Annotated in this window: 20 protein-coding genes; 10 read left to right on the top strand and 10 right to left on the bottom strand. The window is 55.8% G+C overall.

From position 1 onward, the window contains the following. The first annotated feature begins 50 nt into the window (after positions 1–50). The 9 genes from porM (at position 51) to CA832_RS00355 (ending at position 13,095) form a co-directional block, all read left to right on the top strand. Positions 51–1,619 carry a type IX secretion system motor protein PorM/GldM gene (gene porM, locus CA832_RS00395; protein WP_088339585.1) on the top strand — a complete coding sequence of 523 codons (1,569 nt, stop codon included), beginning with the start codon at positions 51–53 and terminating at the stop codon, positions 1,617–1,619. Between the two features lie 76 nt (positions 1,620–1,695). Continuing rightward, a complete protein-coding gene (gene porN / locus CA832_RS00390) occupies positions 1,696–2,598 on the top strand; it encodes a type IX secretion system ring subunit PorN/GldN (RefSeq protein WP_088339584.1) in 903 nt (300 codons plus the stop codon). Between the two features lie 93 nt (positions 2,599–2,691). Next, positions 2,692–3,780: an NAD(P)/FAD-dependent oxidoreductase gene (locus CA832_RS00385; protein ID WP_233131671.1), complete on the top strand. Its 1,089-nt coding sequence runs from the start codon at positions 2,692–2,694 to the stop codon at positions 3,778–3,780. A 76-nt stretch (positions 3,781–3,856) separates the two neighbouring features. After that, complete coding sequence (locus CA832_RS00380) at positions 3,857–5,779, top strand: ABC-F family ATP-binding cassette domain-containing protein (protein WP_088339583.1); 1,923 nt, start codon at positions 3,857–3,859, stop codon at positions 5,777–5,779. A 138-nt stretch (positions 5,780–5,917) separates the two neighbouring features. Beyond that, entirely contained in the window at positions 5,918–6,799 is an 882-nt protein-coding gene (locus CA832_RS00375; protein WP_088339582.1) for a hypothetical protein, read from the top strand. Positions 6,800–6,939: 140 nt separating this feature from the next. Continuing rightward, positions 6,940–8,070, top strand: a complete 1,131-nt coding sequence (locus tag CA832_RS00370; RefSeq protein WP_088339581.1) for an efflux RND transporter periplasmic adaptor subunit — start codon at positions 6,940–6,942, stop codon at positions 8,068–8,070. A 19-nt stretch (positions 8,071–8,089) separates the two neighbouring features. Then, positions 8,090–11,365, top strand: a complete 3,276-nt coding sequence (locus CA832_RS00365) for an efflux RND transporter permease subunit (protein WP_088339580.1) — start codon at positions 8,090–8,092, stop codon at positions 11,363–11,365. A gap of 9 nt (positions 11,366–11,374) precedes the next feature. Beyond that, on the top strand, positions 11,375–12,736 hold the full coding sequence (locus tag CA832_RS00360; protein ID WP_088339579.1) for a TolC family protein: 1,362 nt from the start codon (positions 11,375–11,377) through the stop codon (positions 12,734–12,736). Positions 12,737–12,912: 176 nt separating this feature from the next. After that, positions 12,913–13,095 carry a CPXCG motif-containing cysteine-rich protein gene (locus CA832_RS00355; protein WP_088339578.1) on the top strand — a complete coding sequence of 61 codons (183 nt, stop codon included), beginning with the start codon at positions 12,913–12,915 and terminating at the stop codon, positions 13,093–13,095. Positions 13,096–13,100: 5 nt separating this feature from the next. Here the strand turns inward: CA832_RS00355 and CA832_RS00350 are convergent, their stop codons facing one another. Together CA832_RS00350 and CA832_RS00345 are read right to left on the bottom strand one after the other, a co-directional pair. Continuing rightward, positions 13,101–14,126, bottom strand: coding sequence for a metallophosphoesterase family protein (locus tag CA832_RS00350; RefSeq protein ID WP_088339577.1), 1,026 nt, complete (start codon positions 14,124–14,126; stop codon positions 13,101–13,103). Continuing rightward, the gene (locus CA832_RS00345) at positions 14,123–14,635 is read right to left on the bottom strand and encodes a hypothetical protein (RefSeq protein WP_088339576.1); all 513 of its coding nucleotides are present in this window, start codon (positions 14,633–14,635) and stop codon (positions 14,123–14,125) included. Before CA832_RS00345 ends, CA832_RS00350 begins: the two co-directional genes overlap by 4 nt. Before the next feature lie 89 nt (positions 14,636–14,724). Here CA832_RS00345 and CA832_RS00340 point away from each other — a divergent pair, with 89 nt between their 5' ends. Further along, on the top strand, positions 14,725–15,768 hold the full coding sequence (locus tag CA832_RS00340) for a formylglycine-generating enzyme family protein (RefSeq protein WP_233131670.1): 1,044 nt from the start codon (positions 14,725–14,727) through the stop codon (positions 15,766–15,768). Between the two features lie 10 nt (positions 15,769–15,778). Here CA832_RS00340 and CA832_RS00335 read toward each other — a convergent pair whose 3' ends face one another. The 8 genes from CA832_RS00335 to CA832_RS00300 form a co-directional block, all read right to left on the bottom strand. After that, positions 15,779–16,849, bottom strand: coding sequence for a mandelate racemase/muconate lactonizing enzyme family protein (locus CA832_RS00335; RefSeq protein WP_088339574.1), 1,071 nt, complete (start codon positions 16,847–16,849; stop codon positions 15,779–15,781). 1 nt (position 16,850) lies between these two features. Further along, positions 16,851–17,648: a creatininase family protein gene (locus tag CA832_RS00330; RefSeq protein WP_088339573.1), complete on the bottom strand. Its 798-nt coding sequence runs from the start codon at positions 17,646–17,648 to the stop codon at positions 16,851–16,853. After that, positions 17,632–19,143 (bottom strand): hypothetical protein, encoded by a 1,512-nt coding sequence (locus CA832_RS00325; RefSeq protein ID WP_143542315.1) that lies wholly within the window; start codon positions 19,141–19,143, stop codon positions 17,632–17,634. Before CA832_RS00325 ends, CA832_RS00330 begins: the two co-directional genes overlap by 17 nt. Next, the gene (locus tag CA832_RS00320; protein WP_088339571.1) at positions 19,140–20,207 is read right to left on the bottom strand and encodes a DUF1611 domain-containing protein; all 1,068 of its coding nucleotides are present in this window, start codon (positions 20,205–20,207) and stop codon (positions 19,140–19,142) included. The genes CA832_RS00325 and CA832_RS00320 overlap by 4 nt, the downstream gene beginning before the upstream one ends. Before the next feature lie 34 nt (positions 20,208–20,241). Further along, positions 20,242–21,315: a pyridoxal-phosphate dependent enzyme gene (locus tag CA832_RS00315; protein ID WP_088339570.1), complete on the bottom strand. Its 1,074-nt coding sequence runs from the start codon at positions 21,313–21,315 to the stop codon at positions 20,242–20,244. Positions 21,316–21,450: 135 nt separating this feature from the next. Continuing rightward, positions 21,451–21,720 (bottom strand): DUF202 domain-containing protein, encoded by a 270-nt coding sequence (locus CA832_RS00310; protein WP_088339569.1) that lies wholly within the window; start codon positions 21,718–21,720, stop codon positions 21,451–21,453. A gap of 13 nt (positions 21,721–21,733) precedes the next feature. Beyond that, positions 21,734–22,237 (bottom strand): hypothetical protein, encoded by a 504-nt coding sequence (locus tag CA832_RS00305; protein ID WP_088339568.1) that lies wholly within the window; start codon positions 22,235–22,237, stop codon positions 21,734–21,736. 53 nt (positions 22,238–22,290) lie between these two features. Then, on the bottom strand, positions 22,291–23,385 hold the full coding sequence (locus tag CA832_RS00300) for a bile acid:sodium symporter family protein (protein ID WP_233131668.1): 1,095 nt from the start codon (positions 23,383–23,385) through the stop codon (positions 22,291–22,293).

Genomic DNA, 23,385 nt, shown 5'->3' with positions numbered 1-23,385 from the left:
TCTAGCAAAAATCCCAAATCAAAGTAACTATTAACAACTGATTAGACACAATGGCATCAGGAAAACAAACACCACGTCAGAAGATGATCAACCTTATGTACTTGATCTTCATCGCGATGTTGGCTTTAAATATGAGTAAGGAGGTTCTGGCCGCCTTCGGCTTGATGAATGCCAAGCTGGAAGCCTCCAATGAAAAGGCAAGCGAGAACAACGCAGCGTTCCTCGCAAGCCTCGAAACCAAAGCCGGAGAGGATGCTGCCAAGTATGCGGAGCTCTACAAAGACGCTCAGCAGATCAAGCAGCTCTCCCAGGAGTACTACACCTGGCTCGAGGACCTCAAGGCTGAAATGGTTAAGGACATCGAAGACCCGACCGACTATCAGGTCATGGACAAGTCCGACTACCTGGATCAGAAATTTTTCCAGGGCGATAAGCTCGGACCTACCGGTCAGGAATTCATGAATCGGATCAATGAGTACCGGACCCAGGTGGTCAGTATCCTCGGTGATGGTTTCCCGGACGTAAAAGAAGCGGTTGAAACCCGTTTCGAGACCGGGGACGAAAACGGTAAGGTGGCGCGTCGCGACGGGGCCAAAGTAGATTGGATCAACTATCACTACGAAGGCTTCCCGCTTATCGCCTCCCTGACCAAGCTCACTTCCCTGCAATCTGATATCAAGGCAACCGAGGAGGCTGCCCTGAAAGCCATGCTGCAAGGCGAGCTGACCAGCCAGGTATCCCTTTCCAACTTCTCCACCCTGCTGGAGTCTGAGAAATCGGCCTTCTACGCCGGGGAGAAATTCAGCGGAAGCCTGGTACTGGGCAAGACCGACAAGTCTGCCAAGCCGGTTCGCGCCGAGCTCACCCTGGACGGTCGCAAACTGTCCGAAGGGACGGATTACCGCCTGAAGGAAGGTGGGGTTGAAATGCTCATCGGAGCAGGCAACCCGGGAGACCACGAAATTGCCGGTATGCTGTATTACATGCAGGACGGTGCCGAGACTGAAGTTCCGGTTAAGAACTCCTTCTCTACCATCTCCAAGCCGAATGCAGCGGTAATTTCTGCCGACAAGATGAACGTGGTATACCGCGGAGTGGCCAACCCCATGACCATCTCCATCCCCGGTATCCCGGACAACAAGGTAACGGCTTCGGCCGCCGGCCTGAGCAAGCGCAGCGGCAGCAACTACGTGATGAACCCCGGAACCGGGCGTACCGTGACCATTACGGCCAGTGGTACCCTGCCCGACGGTCAGAACATCAGCACGCGCAGCGAGTTCCGTATCAAGGATATCCCGCGTCCTGAAGGTGCCGTACGTGGCGAGACCGGTAGTATCCAGATGCCGAAACGCAACCTGGAACTGTCTACCATCGGCGCCATGCTGGAGGATTTCGATTTCGACCTGAACCTGGAAGTCAGTGGCTTCAAGTTTAAGGTGCCGGGCCAGCCCACGGTTAACGTACAGGGCAACAAACTCGATGCCCGCGCCAAATCTGCCCTGGCTCGTGTGAAGCGCGGCGATGCCGTACAGATCTTCGATATCCAGGCTTATATTACCAATAACAAGAGTTACAAGTTGAAGAAGGTATCTCCCGTATTCGTGGAGATCACCAACTAGAATGTGCTAAACCGAAGGGCGGGCCCGCCGGCCCGCCCGCCGGTTACCTAAACCATAAATACAAGAGGGTAAAACCATGAATTGGAAACGAATAGTAACACTCGGGGTACTCGCAGTGCTTCCGGCAGCCGGAATGGCCCAGGCCAACATCCTCAACGCGAAGAAGCCGGAACAGATCGGGGTACGGACCGAAGCCCAGAAGGAACTGGACAACGATAAGCCCCTGGACTACGGCTACGTAGACGACAGGGATATCCTTTGGTCCAAGACCGTGTGGGAAACCATTGACCTGGACGAGCGGGTGAACTTCCCGCTGTACTACCCCACAGACACCATCGATATCGCGCCGGACCGCCGGTCGCTGTATCATGTGCTGATCAAGAACATCAAAAACGGGAAGCTCAGCGATGTATATGTGGATTCGTACTTTACCGAGAAGCGTAAGTTCGAAGACCTGAAATACACCCTCCAGAAAGTGGATACCACGGACCTGGGGTACGAGCAACTCAACGCCGGGGAGCAGATTTCTCCGGAGTTCATCAACCGCAGGGAGCTTACTGCCGCCGATATTGAGGAGTACCGTGTCAAAGGGATCTGGTATTTCGACAAACGGCAGGGCGAGCTGAAGTACCGACTGCTGGGGATTGCCCCGGTGGCCCCGGACGTCAACTTTATCGACGACGATACCATGGCCCCGGAAGACGCCCTGGTGGAACTGTTCTGGGTTTGGTACCCCAGTGCCCGCCAGATCCTGCATGAGGCAAAGGTGTTCAACCAACGCAATTCCGCCCAGCCCATATCCTTCGATATGCTGCTCAACGCGCGGCGGTTTAACGGGGTCATCTATAAGGAAGACAACGTTCATGGCGACAGGGAAATCCGCGACTACATCGCAGACAACGCCCTGTTCCAACTCCTGGAATCGGAGCGGATCAAAGAACAGATCCGCAACCGCGAACAGGATATGTGGGCGTATTAACCCTTGCCCCGCTGGCCGGAGGGCCAGCAAGAACTACGATTTTCCAATTCAATCGAATCAAGGTCCCGGCCCATTTGGCCGGGATCTTTTTTTATGCGCCCCAAGGAACTTCCCTACCTTTGCCCCATGGTGGATTATCTCATTGTAGGCGGCGGCCTGGCCGGGATGGCCATGGCCGAAACCCTGAGGGAAGCCGGCCAGAGTTTCCGGCTATTCGACAACCGCTCCCAGCGTGCGTCCCGGGTGGCAGGGGGGCTTTACAACCCGGTGGTCCTGAAAAGGTTAAACCTCAGCTGGAAGGGCGGGGAGCTCATGGCGCATTCCATTCCCCTGTACACCAACCTGGAAGCGCGCCTGGGGATCCGTGTGGATGCCAAACTCCCGGTAATGCGGCGGTTTGCCTCGGCGGGAGAGCAAAATGCCTGGTTTGAGGCTGCAGACAAACCCGGGCTTGCCGATTTTCTGGAGCCCCGGATCATCCCAAATGAGAACCCGGCGCTGGATGCCCCATTTGGCTACGGCAGGGTAAAGCATACAGGGAAAGTGGATACCGCCGCCTTGTTGGAGGCCTACAGCAAAAGCCTGCACCGGGAGGGCCACCTTTTATCGGAGTCCTTCGAATACGAGGCCCTGGAGTTCCACCCTACAGGCATCTCCTATAAGGGAATCCAGGCCCGGGGGGTCATTTTTTGCGAAGGGTACGGGATGTTGCAGAACCCCTTTTTCTCGGACCTGCCCCTGCAGGGTACCAAAGGGGAATTACTGACCATCCGGGCCCCGGAGCTCCGGGAAGCAGCCGTGATCAAATCCGGGGCGTTCATCATCCCCCTGGGCGGGGATCGGTACCGGGTTGGTGCCACCTATGCCTGGAACGACTATTCCCAGGACACTACGGCCAAGGCCCGCGAAACCCTTTTGGAACGGCTAGATACCTTTATCCGCTGCCCCTATGAGGTAGAGGCCCAGCAAGCCGGAATACGCCCAACGGTGCCGGACCGCAGGCCCCTGGTGGGCCGGCACCCGGAGCATCCCAACCTATACCTGGTCAACGGCCTGGGTTCCCGCGGGGTACTCATTGCCCCGTATGCGGCTTCCTGTCTCTGGGCCTTCATCTCAAAAGGTCGCCCTTTGCCTGCAGATATGGATATTGAAAGATACTACCGCAAAGCCAGGCGCCCTTAGGCCTGGTGCCCGTCTGCTTTTTTTTTCGGACTTTTGCAACCGCAATCCACAGGCCCCTGCCCTGTAATATGTCCAGATGGTAAACGTCCATAAACTCGGTGTCCAATTTTCAGGGGAAACCCTCTTTGAGGACCTGTCCTTTCAACTGGGGCCGGGCGACCGCGTGGGGCTCATCGGCAAGAACGGGGCCGGGAAATCGACCCTGTTGCGCCTGCTTTCAGGCGAAATGCAGCCCTCCAGCGGGACCATTGCCCGGGAAAAGGACCTGAAACTGGGGTATCTGAAACAGGACCTGGACTTTGAAAAGGGCCGGACGGTTCTCCAGGAAGCCTATACGGCCTTTGGGGAAATCCAGCAGGTGGAGGCGGCCCTGGAACAGGTAAATGCCTCTTTGGCCACCCGTACGGATTACGACAGCGAGGCCTACCATCAGCTTATGGTGGACCTGAGTGAACTTACCCACCGCTTTGAGCTGATAGGGGGGTACCGCTATCAGGGGGAAACCGAGAAAATCCTGATGGGCCTCGGGTTTCAACGTACCGATTTCCAGCGCCAGACCACGGAATTCTCCGGAGGGTGGCGCATGCGGGTGGAACTGGCCAAGCTCCTGCTGCAGGAAAACGACCTCTTGCTCCTGGACGAGCCTACCAACCACCTTGATATCGATTCCATCATCTGGCTCGAGGAATTCCTGAGGCAGTTTCCCGGGGCCGTGGTGTTGGTTTCCCACGACCGGATGTTCCTGGACCAGGTCACCAACAGGACCATCGAGATTTCCCTGGGTCGGCTTTACGACTATCGCAAGCCCTACACGGCTTTTCTGGAGATGCGGGAAGAAATCCGGCAACAGCAACTCAGTGCCCTTAAGAACCAGCAACGCGAGATTCAGCAGGCCGAACGCCTCATTGAACGGTTCCGTGCCAAGTCCTCCAAAGCCTCCATGGCCCAGTCCCTGATCAAGAAGCTGGACAAGATGGAGCGCATTGAGGTGGATATGGAAGATTCCCAGGTCATGAACCTGCGGTTTCCGGTTTCTGTCCGCCCGGGAAAGGTGGTAGCGGAACTGGAAGGCCTCTCCAAGACCTATGGGTCTAACACCGTCCTGCAGGATATAGACCTGCTGGTGGAGCGGGGCAGTAAAATTGCCTTTGTGGGGCAAAACGGACAGGGCAAGACCACCCTGGCCCGGATCCTGGTCGGGGATCTGGACTACCAGGGCGGGTGTACCCTGGGCCACAACGTACAGATCGGGTATTTTGCCCAGAACCAGGCAGACTTCCTGGAAGGGTCCCAAACGGTGGAGGATGCCATGATCCATGCCGCTACCGAACAAACCCGCCCCAGGGTCCGGGATATCCTGGGTGCTTTCCTTTTCCGGGGCGACGATGTGGAGAAGCCGGTAAAGGTACTTTCCGGTGGGGAACGCAACCGACTGGCCCTGGCGCGCATGCTGCTGCAACCCTTCAACGTCCTGGTCATGGACGAACCGACCAACCACCTGGACATCCCTTCCAAGAAAGTACTCAAGGAAGCCCTGAAGCATTTTGAAGGGACCCTCATCCTGGTCTCCCACGACCGGGATTTCCTGCAGGGGCTTACCAATCAGGTTTACGAGTTCCGCGATGGCGGGATCAAACCCTACCTGGGGGATATCGACTTTTACCTGAAAGAGCGGAAGGCGGAGGATTTCCGCAGTATTGAAAAAGGGGAAGCAGTACCTACCGTTTCGAAAAACGAACAGGCGCCATCGGATGGTGCGGAGAATTACGAGGCGCGCAAGCGGAAACGCTCCCTGAAAAACCGCCTTGGGACCCTGGAAACCAAAATTGCCGGGCTGGAAAAGGAAATCGGGGAGATGGATTACGCCCTGCAGATGGAATACGACAAGACGGTTTCCGACCCGGAATTCTTCGATACGTACCAGCAGCGTAAAGCAATCCTGGAGGGATTAATGGAAGATTGGGCAGCCCTTTCTGCCGAGCTGGACTCCCTCGGCTAAGGGGAATTTCCATTTCACCACTGGTTATCGAATTTTCACAACATTTTCTGAAGATAGGGCGTTTAAAAAGAGGGCCCGTATGTAGGAATTTGTAATATTGTAGGAAAATACATCGTTATACTATAAGAAAAAGTTATAATGCGTGTCGTTTGGTTTTTAACGGTAGTAGCCTTGGGCCTGGGTCTGCAAAGCGGGTTTGCCCAAATCCCTGAGCAGGAGAAAGAGGCCCTGATGGATCTCTTCAGGGGGACCAACGGCCTCCACTGGGTTCGGAAATGGAACCCGGATACCCCGGTTGCCGACTGGTATGGGGTAACCGTAGAGGATGGCCATGTAGTGGCCCTGGAATTGTTTCACAATAACCTGATGGGTCCCCTGCCGGAGACCCTAGGGGTACTGAGCGAGCTGCGCATACTGAACCTCGCATTCAACAACCTCACCGGCCAGTTGCCCGAAACCGTTTTTAACCTGAAGAAACTCCAGGTGCTGAAAATAGAGATGAACCGCCTGAAGGGAAAGATCCCGGAGACGGTGGGCGATATGAAGGACCTCAAGGAACTTTCAGCGTTCAACAACTTCCTTTCAGGCCGCATCCCGGCCCGGATCGGGGAGCTCGGACACCTGGAGATTCTGAACCTTTCCAGTAACATGATTTACGGGCGGATCCCCGACGGCATCGGGCAGAATGAGAAGCTGGAGGTTTTAGGCCTGTTCGACAACCAACTCTTTGGGGATATCCCGGAGAGCATTGGGAAACTGACCGCCCTGCGCGAGCTGGTGCTGTCCAACAACAAACTGGGTGGGGCTATTCCGGAGAGTTTTGAGAACCTGGCCAGCCTGGAGGTCCTGCAATTGCAGCACAACGACTTTGACAATTACCAAAACCTCGGGAAAATCAATACCCGGCAACTTCTGGTCTTCGATTACGACGTGGAGAAGGCCGATATCGATTACCGCAACCTGAACTTTTCCCGTACCCGGATGGCGGACACGAAATTTGACGACGTTGACAATGAGTGATTAGGTTAGTTTTCAACGTAGCTGTTGGAGGGGCGCTTTCGGGCGCCCTTTTTTTGTTCAAGGGTATTTATGATTTATTTAACGAAGCCCGGTTAAACTTATGGATAGTTTTGGAGTCTTAAACGGACCAATCTGCCTGCATGGATACAAGAAAAATCGTCCTTTCGATATTGGGTGTCGTCCTGATTGCCCTCTCTTTTTATTTTGCGAAAGTTATTATCGATAGTAAAACCACCCCGGCCCCAAGGCCAAACCGGGTGGTTAAAACCGTTTTTGTAGACACGGTTCAAAACACTTCCATTCCCATTGTGGTCCCGGCCAACGGTAACCTCGTGGCCCGGCAGCGGATGGAACTGTTTTCAGAGGTCCAGGGAGTCTTTAAACGCGGCAACAAACTCTTTAAGCCGGGCCAGGCCTACCGGGCCGGCGAACTCATTATAGGCATAGATGCGGCAGAGTACCGCGCCAGTGTGCAGTCGGCCAAGAGCAATTTGTACAACCTCATCACCTCCATCATGCCGGACCTGCGCCTGGACTACCCGGAGGTAAGCCCCAAGTGGCAACAATACCTCAGCGGGTTTGATATGGATAAGGTAACGCCCGCCCTTCCCGAAATGACCTCGGAAAAGGAGCGGTATTTTATCTCCGGCCGGGGCATCCTTACCAGTTATTACAACGTCAAGAACCTGGAGGAACGCCTCGCCAAATACAATATCAGGGCCCCTTTTGCCGGGGTATTGACAGAAACCCTTGTTACAGAAGGCACCCTTATCCGCTCCGGGCAGAAGCTTGGCGAATTCATCGACACGGAGGTGTATGAGCTGGAGGTGGCCATCCCCAAAACCTACAGCGACATGCTCCGGATCGGGGAAGCCGTGGAGCTGACCAACCTGGAGCGCACCCAGTCCTACACAGGCCGCGTGGCGCGGATCAACTCCCGGGTAGACCAGACCTCCCAGACCATTACGGCCTTTATTGAGGTCCGGGACCGCTCCCTAAAGGAAGGAATGTACCTGGAAGCCAGCCTCAGTGCCAAGGAGGAGCCCGATGCCATTGAGATCAGTCGGAGCCTGCTCCTGGAGAACGACCAGATTTTTGTAGTCCGCGACAGCGTGCTGGACCTGATGGACGTTAAGCCCGTTTACTTTACCGATAAGTCTGTGGTCCTGAAGGCCGTTCCGGACGGAACCACCATTGTGTCCCGTCCTGTAGTGGGTGCTTATGCAGGGATGCTGGTAAAGATTTTCCAGGGAGATTCCCCTGCCAACTAATCTAAGTGACCCTTTCCGGATGCGTAACCTGATTTCCTATTTCATCAAATACCATGTGGCGGTAGATGTCATGATCATCGCCTTTGTGATTTTTGGTATTTACGGGGCCAAAAACCTGAATTCCTCCTTCTTCCCGTTGGTGGAGTCCCGGAACCTCTCCATCAACATTGCCTATCCCGGGGCCTCCCCCCAGGAAATCGAGGAAGGGGTAGTCCTGAAAATTGAAGACAACCTAAAGGGCCTGGAAGGGGTAGAGCGTGTGACTTCCGTTTCCCGGGAGAACAGCGGGACCATCAATATCGAGATCGAAAAGGGCCGGGATGTGGACTTTATGCTCCTGGAGGTCAAGAACGCCGTAGACCAGGTGCCTACATTCCCTACGGGCATGGAGCCCCTTGTGGTATCCAAACAGCGGCCGATCCGCCCCACCATCAACTTTGCCATCAGCGGAGACCAGGTCCCCCTGGTAACCCTCAAGCAAATTGCCCGCCAGATCGAAAACGACATCCGGGGCATGGAGGGGATCTCCCAGATAACGGTTTCGGGCTTCCCGGAAGAGGAGATTGAGATTGCCGTAAACGAGACCAGCCTGCTGGCCTATGACCTCACCTTTAACGAGGTGGCTAATGCCATTGCCAACGCCAACATCCTGGTCACCGGGGGGAACATCAAAACCGATACGGAGGAATACCTGATCCGGGCCAACAACCGTTCCTATTACGGGGACGAGCTATCCCACCTCATCATCCGGGGGGATGCCACCGGGAAGACCGTGCGCCTGAAGGACGTGGCCACCATACGGGACCGGTTCTCCGAAACGCCCAATGCTTCCTACCTGGATGGCAAGCTTTCCGTGAACGTTTCAATCAACAGTACCAACACGGAAGACCTCCTCTCCTCGGCCGACAAGGTAAAAGAATACATCACCGAGTTTAACCAGAAGTACAACAACGTCCAGCTCAACGTGGTCAGCGACCAGTCCGTGACCCTGAACCAACGGACCCAGCTCCTTACAGAGAACGCTATCATGGGGATGGTACTCGTCCTCATTTTCCTCTCCCTTTTTCTGAATACCCGGCTCGCATTCTGGGTGGCCTTTGGCCTGCCCATCTCCTTCTTGGGGATGTTTATTTTCGCCCCCCTATTCGATGTGACCATCAACGTACTTTCTCTCTTCGGGATGATTATTGTAGTCGGGATCCTGGTGGATGACGGTATTGTGATTGCCGAAAATATCTACCAGCACTACGAAAAGGGTAAAAACCCCATACAGGCCGCTATCGATGGGACCATGGAGGTAATCCCGCCTATTGTCTCGGCCATCATAACCACGATACTCGCGTTTTCGGTGTTCTTTTTCCTGGACGGTCGCCTTGGGGAATTTTTCGGGGAGGTATCGGTCATTGTGATCCTGACCCTATTGGTGTCGCTGGTGGAGGCTCTGATCATACTCCCGGCCCACCTGGCGCATTCCAAGGCCCTCAGTCGGGAGCGTAAAGGGCCTAAAACCCTCCTGGGAAAAGCCTTTTCAAAACTCCGCGAAATCAACAGAATTGGAGACCGCTTCATGATGTGGATGCGGGATAAACTCTACACGCCTACCCTGCATTTTACCCTGAAGCACAAGGTGCTCACTTTCGCGTTTTTCATCACCGCTTTTGTCCTGACCCTGGGCTCCATTGGCGGAGGGGTGGTTCGCACCTCCTTCTTCCCCAATATTGCCAGCGACCGGGTTTCGGTGGAACTGACCATGCCTAATGGGACCAATGAACGGGTAACCGATTCCATCATTGATCTTATTGAGGAAAAGGCCATTATCGTAAACCAGGAGCTTACTGAACAATACCTGCAGGGCACGGGCAAACAGATGTTTGAAAACATTATCAAGTCCATAGGGCCCGGGTCTTCCCAGGCTACCCTTACCATCAACCTTCTGCCGGGCGAAGAACGCCCCGACCAGGTGGGGTCGGTTATCGTTTCGAACAGGATCCGGGAACTAATGGGCCCTGTTACCGGAGTAGAAAGCCTGGTCTACGGGTTTGGCGGGCGCTTTGGGGGCTCACCCGTATCGGTCTCCCTGCTGGGTAACAATATCCAGGAACTCAAGGGCGCCAAGGAAGAACTCAAGGCAGCCATGGAAAACAATGCGCTCCTTAAGGACGTGGAGGACAACGACCCGGCCGGGATCAAGGAAATCCGCCTGGACCTCAAGGAAAACGCCTATTTGCTGGGCCTCGACCTGCGCTCGCTCATGAACCAGGTACGGGCCGGGTTCTTCGGAGCCCCGGTGCAGCGCTTCCAGCGCGGGCAGGATGAGATCCGGGTATGGGTCCGGTACGACCGCAGCAACCGTTCTTCCATCACGGATCTGGACGACATGCGCATTGTGACCCCTTCCGGGGAGCGGGTGCCTCTGAGGGAAATCGCCAATTATTCCATCCAGCGGGGCGATGTGGCCATAAACCACCTGGACGGCCGTCGGGAAATCCAGATTTCGGCTGATATCCAGGATGACGAGACCACAACAGCCACCGACATGCTGGCCTGGATCCGTCAGGACGTCCTGCCGGATATCCTCTCGCGTTACCCCACCGTGGCTGTATCCTATGAAGGCCAGAACCGGGAGGCTGCCAAAACGGCCAGTTCCATGAAGACAGCAGGCCTTACTGTGCTGCTCCTGATTTACATCACTATTGCCTTTACCTTCCGTAGCCTGAGCCAACCCATTATGCTGATCCTGCTGGTGCCTTTCAGCCTTACAGCTGTGGCCTGGGGCCACTGGATCCATGGGTTCCCCATCAGCATGCCCTCTACCCTGGGAATCATTGCCCTTATCGGGATTATGGTGAATGACGGGTTGGTACTAATAAGTAAGTTCAACACCAACCTGCGCGGCGGGATGAAATTCGATGACGCTATCTTTGAGGCCGGCCGCTCGCGGTTCCGCGCCATCTTCCTGACCTCTGCCACCACTATAGCGGGCCTCGCCCCGCTGCTGTTGGAAAAAAGCCGACAGGCGCAGTTCCTCAAGCCCATGGCTATTTCCATCGCCTATGGCATCGGGTTTGCCACGGTCCTGACCCTGCTGATGTTGCCCCTGCTGCTTTCCTTTAACAACCGGATTAAAGTAACGGGCAAATGGCTGAAAACAGGGGATGCCGTGACCAAGGAAGAGGTAGAGCGGGCCATTAAGGAACAGAGGGAGGAGGAGCACCTCGGAGCGCATTTATCTCAGGGCCCTGAAGGCCCGGGCGCCCGCAGTGGTAAATCCAGGGAAAGGGTTGCCGAATATTAAGAATCTGAAATGATAAGACGATTATTTCTTTTGTGTATCTGCCTTGGCGGGCTGTCTGCCGTTTGGGCACAGGATACCCTGCTAACACGGGAAACTGCAGTTACCCTGGCCCTGGAAAACAATTTCGGCATCCAGGTGGCGCGCAACCAGGTGGAAGTGGCCGACAACAACGCCAGCCTTCTCAATTCCGGGTATTTGCCCACCCTGACGGGTATTGCCGGCGCCAACTACAGCCGCAACAACAGCCGGACGGAATTCCCGGGGCAATTTGACGAGAACGGCAACCCCGTACCCGATGTGGAAATCAATGATGCGGAGACCCAGCAGTATACCGGCTCCCTCAATGTGAACTACACCCTTTTTGACGGGTTGGGGCGCTACTATAACTATAAGAGCCTCAAGGAGCGGTATGCCCTTAGCGAATTGCAGGCCAGGGAAACCATCGAGAACACCATCCTGCAGTTGTTCAGCGTGTACTTTGAAGTCGCCCGCCTGAGTGAAAACGAGCGGATCTTCGAAGAGGCGTTGCGTATTTCCAGGGACCGCATTACCCGGGCCGAGTATGCCTTTGAATTCGGCCAGAATACCAAGCTGGATATCCTCAATGCTCAGGTAGATGTAACCAATGACAGCATAAACCTGCTGAGCGCCCGCCAGCAACTGGCCAACGTGAAACGGGACCTCAATGTAGTCCTGAGCCGGGATCTGAATGCCGGGTTCGAGGTAGATACTGTCATCCGTTTTATCCCCAGGCCCCAGTTGGAGGCCTACATCGAGACGGCCATGCAGTACAACGTGGCCATCCTGCAAACGGCCCGGAACCTGACCATCAACGAGTACGATATTAAGATTAACCGTTCCGGATACCTCCCCACCATTGGTTTGAACGGTTCTTATGGGTGGAACAGGACCCAGAGCCCGCCCCGGGTATTTGGGGCCTTTACCGCACCGGGAACCAATACCATCAGCAATAACTTGGCCCTTGGGGCAACCCTGACCTGGAACCTTTTCGACGGGGGTGGCACCACGGTACGGGTGAAAAACGCCAGGATAGCCTTCGAAAACCAGGAATTGCTCAAGAAGCAGGTAGAACTGGAAGTGGCCCGCGATATTGAAAACGCCCTGGCGATTTATGAGAACCGCCTGGAGATCTTCCACATCCAGGAACAGAATGTGCAGACCAACCAGAATAACTTCGAACGGTCTCGCGAGCAATTCCAGCTGGGGCGGATTACTTCCATCGAATTCCGCCAGGCGCAGATTAACCTGCTCAATGCCCTGACCAATAAGAACCTGGCCAAGTACGATGCCAAACTGGCGGAGATCCAGTTGCTGCAACTCACCGGCCAGCTCCTGAACCTGGAGTTCTGACAAGAGCCGGCAGGCATGGTTTGCGGGCGCACAGGGGAACCGAAATTTTCTATTTCTGCTGGTGAATTGCGGGGATATCCTGTACTTTGATCCTTGGGGCAAGGAAGGGGGCTTATTCCCCTAGCAATGGAAACCCCAAAAGAACATCAGAGCCTTTCTGAGTAACCCATTTTACCGTGCTGGAACACTTTTTTCAATGTCCGTATTGCTGGGAAACCATTTCCGTGCTGGTCGACACCTCTGTGCCAGCCCAGCAATACGTGGAGGACTGTGAGGTATGCTGCAACCCCATCGACTTTGTTATCAGGTGCCAGGGAGGGGAATTGGAGGGCTTTAGCGCAGGAAGCCTGGAACAGTAACCCCGCTAGGGCCTGTGGGGGTCCTTGCCCGGGGGGAGTTGTCCGTCAGATTGAAGGATGCCGTCCATCCGCAAATGGGTTATGACAGGTACCGTATCCATCCGCACCAGGCTTACGTGGTCGAAGGCTGTAGAATCCCCGGCCACCTGGCTCCCGCCTGTAGTCCCCAGGATCAGATACTCCATCCCGTGGCGCTTCCGGTGAGACAGCCGGTGGAAATGGCCATTAATAACCGTATACCTGCGTCCCTGTAATGCAGCTTCCAGGCCTTCCAGAGGGGCATAGTCCCTGCTCAGGCCCATCCCGTCCTCACGGAGCCATAGGGGTTTGTGCATCAACAGGAACGTCCACCTCACATCCGGGTATTTCTCCAACACCTCTTTAAAATAGGCCAGTTGCGCATCGCTCATGCCGCCGAGATTCCGTTCCGGCATATGGTAATAGGTAGATTCCGGATAGGACCCGGGTAGTTCACCATCGAGAATGCGAAGGGCTGTATCCCGCGCCTGGTAGATGGCATGCATGCGCGCCTCGCTATAATCTTCGGAATCCAGCATCAGGAACAGGACGTTGTCGTATACAAAGTGGTAATACCTGGGGCCGAAACGCTGCGCCCAGAATTCCCGCATTTTTACATTGGTCAGGTCGTGGTTGCCCCCCAGGTGGAAGAAGGGCATCTGGAGCCTGGAGGCGCGGGCCTCGAAAAAATCCCATTCCCGTTTTAGTTGGAGGCTGTCTTCCGTGCCCCCGTCAATCAGGTCCCCTACGCTTAACACAAAGGTAGGGTCTAGGCGGTTTAGCTGTTCCACGGCCCGGCTGAAAACTCCCGGCCGCTCCCCTCCGTTCAGGTCGGAAATAATGGCAAAGGTGAAATCCGGTTCTGTGGGCTCGAAGGTATCGGAAGTCCACGGGGTTGGGCCTGCCGTTATCCCGTGTTGGAACAGGGGCTCGGTTTCGGGCTGTTGCCGGCAGCCTGCGGAAAACAGGACTGTAATGAGGAAAAGGTATGGGATGCGCAGATGAGGTTTCATAGGGGATCAGATGTGTCTTTAAAGGCAATAGCGTGTTGGGCCGTGAGGGCTTGCAGGGTATTCCGGAGCCTTTCCGGCTCCTGGGTCCCTACCAGGTAGCGGCTGCCGTCTTTGCATCGGATGGCTAGGCCTTTGTTGCCGCTTATGTTGAATACTGTACCGTATTTGGTGAGTAACCTCAGGCCATAGCCTACAAAGCCATAGGTGATGATTTCGGCTGATTGCACGTCTTCCCAGGGGATTACTTTGCGGTCTACAAACCGAAGGCGCATCCGCACACCCTTGGAGTCCACTTCGGTGCGCAATTCCAGGGCCAGGAAAAACAGGAAAACCACGGCGTTTATCCCAATATACACCAGCCACCCGCTAAAGGAGAAGTCCTCCGGCGATACCCCTTCCCGGTTTATTTTCCGGAAGAAGGATACGGCCAAAGGCAGGAAACTGCCGAGAAGGATCAGCCATAACCACCACTGCCTGAATCGTTGAATTTCGACAAATTCGGTTTTCATGGGTTTGTTGTAATTTGTGCTGCAGACGTGTAACTGTTATGGAAAACCTTCCGCAGCTAAAATCATTCTCAAGATACATCTTTCTGCTTTTGCTGCTTCTGGTAGTGGGGCGTTCCTGCCAGGATCCCACCCGAAAGGAGGGACCTGGGGTACAGGATACCGTGGCCCGGGAGGAGGCGACCCCTGAGGGAATGGTGCGTATCCCGCCTGGGCGGTTTCTTATGGGGGGTAAAAGCCTCCAGGCCCAGGAAGATGAATTGCCCCGGCGTCCGGTTAGTGTTTCCGCCTTTTACATGGACCGAACCGAGGTGACCAACCAGCAGTTTGCGGCGTTCGCAGACCAGACCGGGTATATCACCACAGCGGAGCGTCCGGTGGACTGGGAGCTTCTCAAATCCCAGTTGCCCCCCGGCACACCCAAGCCCCCGGATTCCCTTCTGGAGGCCGGGTCGCTGGTTTTCACGCCAACAGACCGGCCGGTGGACCTCAGGGACCTGAGTCAGTGGTGGACCTGGACCCTTGGCGCAGACTGGAGGCACCCTGAGGGTCCCGGGAGTACGCTTCAGGGGCGGATGGACCACCCCGTTGTGCACATTTCCCTGGAAGACGCCCGGGCCTACGCGGCATGGGCGGGCAAGCGACTCCCCACAGAAGCCGAGTGGGAGTGGGCGGCCATGGGGGGGCTGGAGGATCCCATATACCCCTGGGGAAATGAACCCGCCCAGGCAGCAGCCTCTATGGCCAACTTCTGGCAGGGGATTTTTCCCTTCCGAAACGATACCCTCGACGGCTATTACGGCACGGCACCCGTCAGGTCCTTTCCACCTAATGGCTATGGCCTGTACGACATGGCCGGCAATGTCTGGGAATGGTGCCAGGACAGGTACCGGGCCGATACCTATCGGCTGGAACAGGACCCTGCTTCTCTTTCGAACCCCAAGGGTCCGCAAACGTCCTTTGACCCGGTCGAGCCCCAGGCGGAAAAATTTGTTATTCGGGGCGGGTCCTTTTTGTGTAGTGAATCCTATTGCACTGGGTACCGCGTCTCACGGCGCATGCGTTCCACCCCGGATTCCGGTTTTGGCCATACGGGGTTCCGGTGTGTCATGGATATCCCTGGAGCGGCGCAATAACCCAGGGAGGTTATATTCCCGTAGGAATAGGCCCCAGGCCCGGGGAATCGGATGGGATCAGCACCCCATCCTTCAGCGAGAACAGCTGGCCGAATGGGTCGTCTACCAGGTCCAGGTGGCCATCCAGGTCTGCGTATTGGATGTTGGGCCGGCTCAGGGCGAAATGCAGGCCTGCGGAAATGCCCAGGCCACATTCGTCCAGGCACCCGACCATGACCTCTAAACCACCGGCCCGGGCCACGGAATTGATATGTCCGGCTTCCTGTATACCGCCTACCTTCTGGATTTTGATGTTGACCATGTCGATCATCTCCCCACTGGTCAGGTGAAAGGCATCGGCCAGGGATTTGATGCTCTCATCGGCCATTACGGGGATGGGCACTTCCCGGCTTACTTTCCCGAGGCTTTCGGGGTCTGCTGTAGGGGTAGGCTGCTCCAGGATTTCGATTCGGGCCTCCCGGGTCATGGAAATAAAACGAATGGCCTGTTCTGCCGTATAGCCCTGGTTGGCATCGAACCAGAGGTCGAACCCTGGGCCGAATCGCTCCCGAAGCCGGTGCACCTTTTCAATGTCTTCTTCCAGGTGGGCCCCTCCTTTCAGCTTCAGGATCCTGAACCCTTGTTTCAGGAACCGTTCCGCATGGTCAAGCGTCTGGTCCAGCGGCAGTATGCCGATGGTAATGCTGGTGGCCATCCGGTTCCGGTACCCTCCCAAGAGCTGATACAGGGGGACGCCCGCCTTTCGGGCCATGAGATCCAGCAGGGCCATATCTACCATGGCCAGGGCAGAGGGCCCAAGGCCGGAATGGGTTTTGAGCTGTTCGTGGTAGTACCTGCGCCGGAAGGCCGGCTCCCCAGTCAGGAGATCGGTTACAGGCCCTTCCAGGTGGCGCAGTACCTCATGGGGGCGCTCCCCGGTAACATGCCAGTCCGGGCAGGCGCATCCGTAGCCCACCTGGCCTTCCCTGGTTATCACCTTCAGGATAATATTCGCGCTGGAATGGACCGTCTCATAGGCAATGGCATAGGGTTCGGCCAGGCGTAGCTCCAAAAGTTCGTATTCCAGGGAGTGGATTTTCATTTCAGTACCGGTTTTGATGCAATTCCTCCAGGGGGGTGTGCATGATACTCTCCACGAATTCCACCATTTTGCGGATGGAGATCTCCCACATGAGCTTGCCTTTTTCCACAGTACCCTTGGTGGCGTTGCCAATAATGCCGGACTGGGAAAGGCGCTGGGTGTGGGTATACCAGTTTACCCCCCGGTCGGAAGTAAACTCCAGGTACTCGTTATCCAGGTAAAGGGTTTCGTCTACAGCCTTCTCCATGTCTACCAGCTCCGGGCGAAGGGCAAGGGTGGTGCTGGTTTCCAGTTCCCCCGCGTGGATGTCGTTATGGGTCTCCACGTGTTCGTAGAGGTCGATATCGCTTGTTTCCCCGGTTTCCACGCACACAAAGATCTTGGCATCCCGGTTGATCATCTGGGCCGCGTAGGTAAGGGTGGGTTTGTTGTCCCCATGCCCGTTTAGGATTATGATTTTCCGGATCCCGTTATGGGCCAGGGACATCCCGATGTCGTAAATAAGGGCCGAAAGCGCATTGTTGGTCACGCTCAGGGTTCCTTTAAAGGCGCTGTGGTGGTATGAGACGCCATAAGGGATGGCAGGCAGGACAAAAGGCCGGGGGGTGCCGCATGCCTCGGCCACGGCCCGGGCCATATATACGGCATCGTAGAAATCCACATCTACCGGCAGGTGGGGCCCGTGTTGTTCGATGGCCCCTGTGGGGAGGATGGCGGTATCGGTGATCTTCAGTTTAGCCTCGATTTCGGGCCATTTCATCTCTTCCCACATAAATGAAGTTTCAGGATTGAACGGCATAGGGTGTGTATTTGGGTTGTGTTTTGAGGTGTTGGTCCAGGTCCAGGCCCTGCCAACCTTTTGGGGTTCTGATTACGGTGCCTGTGGCGTACTGCCTCAGGATCCTGAAAAGTGGTTCCCGTACCTCCGGAGGGAGGTCTTCCAGGAGGCTGCGCCCGGAGTCGAATCGCAGCTTCAGGATTTCCGGGTGGTGGCGGGCCAGCTTCCGGACATGGGCGGTATCGGGGAGGGCGCCCTTTTCGCGAAGCAGGTGATACAGGTGGGCCGCATCACTGCCTATTTGCTTAATGGAACGGGAGGCCAGCTGGCGCAACCCCTCTTCGATCTGTGAAGGGGTGTAGCCGCAATGGGCAGGATCGGCATCCAGGGCTACCATCATCCCGATAATCCGCCGGCATTTTTCGCATTTTCCACAAGGCTTCATTATTCCTTCCGCTTCGTGGGCGGCGTGGCAGGATACCTGCAGGGCCTGCAGGTCCGGATAGCGCTTTGTGAGAACCTTCATGATCAGGAGCTCCGAGAGGCTCCTGAGCATCGAATACTGCCGCAGGTGCCATCCTTTTTGCCGGTAATACCGGGTAAAGGCATTGTCAAAAAACCGGCTTTGGTCGTAGAGCCCGGAATAATGGCTGATGCCCTGGGTGTTTCCGCGCACGGTGGTATCGTATTCGTCCCCGATCAGGATGTTGCCCACCCCGCGATTCAGGGCAAGGGGGAGGACGCCGAACAGGAAAACGGCCACCGTCCAGAGCCGGATGGGGTAGATATCTGCCCGTACCGAGGCAAAATCCTCCCGGATAAAGGGCAGTTGTTTCAGCATAAAGGTGAAGACCCGGTCGCTGTTGCACCAGGGTTTGGCTGTACGGGGTTCGTTCGCCTTAAAATAACGGTAGGCATTCACCGCGGTGAACCAGTGCCGACCTGCTTCGTTGATGTATACCGGGTGGGCTTCCCCCAGCTCCCGGACTAAGCCGTAGGTGAGCAGGCTGTCTTTGCCTCCGCTGCTGAGGATGGCGTAACGCCCATAGTCTGGCGTGGGGTAGGGGCTGTGGATTTCCTTTTTGGCTTCCGGGGTAATGACAAGGGTAGCCTGGGTATACCGTTTTTGACGACCTGCTTCAAGGGGTTGGTACCCGGGTTTCAGGAAGGGGTTCGGGGCCAGCAGTTTCCCGGTGAGGATCTCCCGGCTGGTGTTTTCGAGCATGTAGCGCAGCAGGCTTTCGTCTGCCTTGTCGTACAGGCCCTCCAGGACGATTTCCCGGCAGAAAAGTCCGTAATTGAGGGCTATCTGCGCCACCATCATGCTGGCCAGGTTCAAGTCTGCCGGGTCCTCGGGGTTAAACAGGTCTGCTTCGTAGGAATAGATCAGGTCCGTGGACGCTTCCGACCCATCCTCCCGCACTGCGGTATACCGGGCCTGCACCCGCTTGCGGCTGAGTTCCAGGTGGTCTACCCTGAGGCTCCGCAATACCTGAAAATCTTTAAGTTGACTCACGGCAGGTAGTTGCGGATCAGTTGGGTAAGTCCTTCCGGCCCATGGGCCAGTACGTCGAAGGCGGGGATGCCTGTTTCCGCTTCTATGGCTTCGCAGGCAGGGCCGATGGCTTCGGCTTCCATGTCCTCGTGGTTTACGGTAATGGCAATGACTTTTTTCCCCGAGATCAGTTCAATGGCACGGATTTGTTCCGGCAGGGGGTGCAGGGGGTATCCCGGGAAGCCATCGTACTCTTTGCGCATGGGGGCGTGTTGCAGGATTACGTAGTCGGGCCTTCCGGCAGCCAGGATTTCAAACCCTCCGGGGTATGCCGGGTTCATCAGGCTGCCCTGTCCTTCTATGACCAGCAGGTCCGGGCTTTCTTGCTTCCAGGCCTCGTGAACGGCATGTTCTATTTCACCAGAGACAAAATCGTTGATGCAGCTGTCCATCACCATACTGTATTTGGCTCCTTGCAGCCAGGCGGTTTGCCCGGTCCCGATGAGCTCGGCCTTTAGGCCTGCGTTGCGGAATCCATGGACCAGGATCCAGGCTGTGGTGCGTTTCCCCACTGCCGAGTCGGTGCCCAGGACGGCAACCTTCAGACAATCCACCTCCTCGATCTTTCCTGTGAAAAAGTGGAGCTCTTCCCGTTCGGGCGTCCGCCGGATATCCCTCAGGCGGCATCCCTTTTCTTTGGCCAGGCCGGCTATATCCGGGTCTTTATACAGGAAATCGTGCAACCCGGAATCCACATGCATCCCCAGGCCAATGGCCTGCCGGATTACGGAGCGTGCTTCGTCCGGGAGGCGTCCGCCATCCGGGGCCAGCCCAACCACGAAATAATCCAAACGGCCTGCTCCCAGAGCCTCCGTCGCCTCCCGGAGGTCTCTGAAAATGGGGATGTCGTAATGGCGGCCATCCAGAACTTCCCCGGCATCACGGCCGGCGTAATTCCGGTCTATAACCCCAAGCACCTCATACCGTTCTGTAAAACGCACAAGGCCATGGGCCGTTTTTCCGTTAGGGGTGTTAAAGGCGCCGTCGGCATAGACAATTGCGGTGCCGTCAATAACTCTTTTCATAATTCTGGTTGTTTGCGTGCTTATACGCGGCACATTAGTTTCTGGCCGTCACAATGGCCACAAAGCGGTCGTTTTCCAGGTCTGCCTCCTGGTGTATCTCCAGTAGGGCGATAAGTCCTGCCGTGGCAGCCGGCAGCACCTTCATCCCGTCGCTCTTTAAGATGGAGGCGCTCATCTGCCGCATTTTCTGGTCGCTCACATGAGCTGCCCGCCCATGGGTTTGCTTCAGGGCATACAGGGCTTCGTCCCCGTCAAAACTGTGCCAGTTAATAAGGGGTTCGTTGATCTCCGTTTCCCTTATTTTGGCCGGGTCCAGGTCTGCACAGTGTTTGAGTCCTTTGTTGAAAGAAACTACGATGGGGTTCTTGTGGCTGGAAGACCCTGCGATGAAAATAGGGATGCGGGAGGTTTTTCCCCGCTTAAACAGGTTCACAAACCCCCGGTAGACCCCGGCCAGCAAGGTGCCATTGGAGACCGGGCAGGCCACGTATTTGGGGGCATCGCGCAACTGGTCGTAAATTTCGAAGGCGATTTCGGAGTAGGCCTTCAGCTGCAGGGGGGTATTGCTGCCGCCCGGGTTCGCATCGTAGAGTTCCAGTTCGCTGGCGTCCCGGCTCGAAGCCATCACCACATCCTCGTAAGTGCCTGGCAAACGGATGATTTCTGCATGGTAGTCTTCCATTTCCCGTACCCGTTCGGTATGGTAGGAGGCCGGGATATAGATCCGGCACCGCAGCCCGGCCAGGTAGCAGGCGAAGGCCATGGCCACCCCGTAATTCCCACAGGTTGCCAGGGCTACTGTGGTGAATCCCCTTCTGAGGGCATCGTATACCTGGGCAAAGGCAATGCGGTCCTTCTGGGTGCCGGTGGGGTTGTCCCCTTCGAATTTCACATAGAGCTGCCGTAGGTCGTACTCCCGCTCCAGGTTCCGAAGCCGGGTTAAGGCCGTATCGCCTACTTCCAGGTTGATGATATCTTCAAAGGACTCCAGGCGGTCTGTAATTGACAGGCTGGTGTCCCGTACCTCGCGGGCGAGGGCTTCCACATCTTTACTGATGCGAATGGGTTTGGGGCGAACCCCGTCGAGCATGTTCAATGGGGGTGCCATAAGGCGCTTGGATATAGGTTCATTGCTACCTCTAAAGTACGCAAATAACCATCGATCCAGGGAAAACAGCCCGGGAAAATAGCTGTTACTTTGAAATAAGTAAATACCTGATAATCAATATATAAGATTATCAGGCTAAGGATAGTAGCGGCGCAATTGGCGGCGGACGTATAAGAAGCGGCCAATACCCACCGCCAGTAAGAGCGGGGAGAGGATCATCAGGAAATAACCCACCGATATAATTTCACTTAAGGCGCTCAGTTTAAGGATGGCAAAACCGGAGCTCAGAAAGACGATGAAGGTGCGGAAATAGGCCAGGAAGGTCCGTTCGTTTGCCAGGCGGGTCCGCTCCAAAGCGAGGGCGTCATTGGGCTTGAGCAAGGGTTGCAGGGCTTGTTTTTTCATAACGTATTGGGTTTTAGGGAAGCGCGGGTTCGAACAACCGCCGGATACGCGGGGAATTCAGTTTATAGATCAGCCATCCGAACAAAAGGCTCAGACTGCCCATAATCAGGAAGGCGTTCCGGACAAAGCGGGCATTGCGTTCGGGATCCGGCCAAAGGGTCACTTCATAGTCATAATACCAATAGGACCCGGACAACAGGATCATCCCCCCTATACCAACCCCCAACAGGATGGACAGGCTTAACAGGGACCAGCGCTTCCGCCTGAGCAATGCGATGGCGCTTACCAAAAGCACCAGGGAGGCCAGGAGGAAGAAGGCGAGGAATTCCCTCAGGTTGGAATAAAAAACCACTTCAATACGGTTGAATGCCGAAATGGTCGCATCGTCCATGCGCCCCTCCATAAACAAGCGGTTAATGGCAATATTCTGCACAACCAGCAAGGGGATAAGCAGGAGGTCCGCCAGGATAAGCCCCCAGCCGGTTAACAACAGGAAATAGGATCGCGGTTTTTTCACGGCAGGACAAATTTCGGGAATTTTAAGCCCGTTTCTAAAGATACCCTCCCTGTTTAAGCCGATGCTGCTTTTTCAGGGTCCCGGTTGTGCCAATAGCTGGCCAGGGCAGAGCCTGAAATATTCATGAGCGGCCCGAAAACCGCTGGGGCAAGGCCCATGGTTGCGATTTTGCCCAGGGAGTACGCAATGCCTGAAGCCAGGCCACTGTTCTGCATCCCAACCTCAAGGGCGATGGTGCGGGCGTCCCTGCGGTCCATGCGGAGCAGGCGGGCATAGGCGTACCCTAAAAGATAACCACTGAAATTATGCACCAGGACCAGCAGGATCAGAACCCCTCCCATCTGAAGCAGGCTGTCCCTCCCTGCCGCGGTAATGATGGTGATAATCAGCCCTATTGCCAGCATGGACAGCAGGGGCATAATGCGTGTAATCCGTGCGGTATGCCTGCCCAAAAGCCTGTTAACCAAAAGGCCCATCCCAATGGGGAGGAGGATCATCTTAACGATGTCCCACATCATCTGAACTACATCGATCTGCACGAATTCTCCGGCCAACAGGCGCATCGCAAGGGGGGTGATAAAAGGCGACAGCAAGGTGGCCACCGAGGTTATGGTAATGGACAGCGCCAGGTTAGCCCTTGCCAGGTAGGCCATCACATTCGATGCCACCCCGCTGGGGGAGCACCCCACCAGGACGATTCCCGCGGCTATCTCTGCCGGCAACCCACTGAAACTGGCCAGGAAGTAGCCTAATAAAGGCATGAGGGTAAGCTGGGCGGACAGTCCGATCAGCACCCCTTTCGGGGCCCGGAATACCGCCATAAAATCGGACGGGCTCATAGCGGTGCCCATCCCGAACATAATGACCTGAATCAGGGGGATGATCAGGGCGGCGAGTTTAAAACGGCCTATAGCGATGAAGTACTCAGGAAAATAAAGGGAGAGGGCAACCCCGGCAAAAATAAGCGTCGAAAATGTATATCCTCTTAGGTTGTCGAAGCCCTGAAACCCCAGTCCCGTAAGGACAAAAAACAGCACCATCGGGACTCCGGTCCTCCCGAGTTCCCCGGCCACCGAAAGGTAAAGCAGCCAGGCCAGGGTGCAGCCGGCAAGCATAAAAGACAGGTGGCCCAGATTGCGTTTGGTCAT

The sequence above is a fragment of the Robiginitalea sediminis genome (genome assembly GCF_002198115.1).
In the GTDB taxonomy this organism is placed as follows: Bacteria; Bacteroidota; Bacteroidia; order Flavobacteriales; family Flavobacteriaceae; genus Robiginitalea; species Robiginitalea sediminis.
This window is presented reverse-complemented; position numbering and strand designations above follow the sequence as displayed.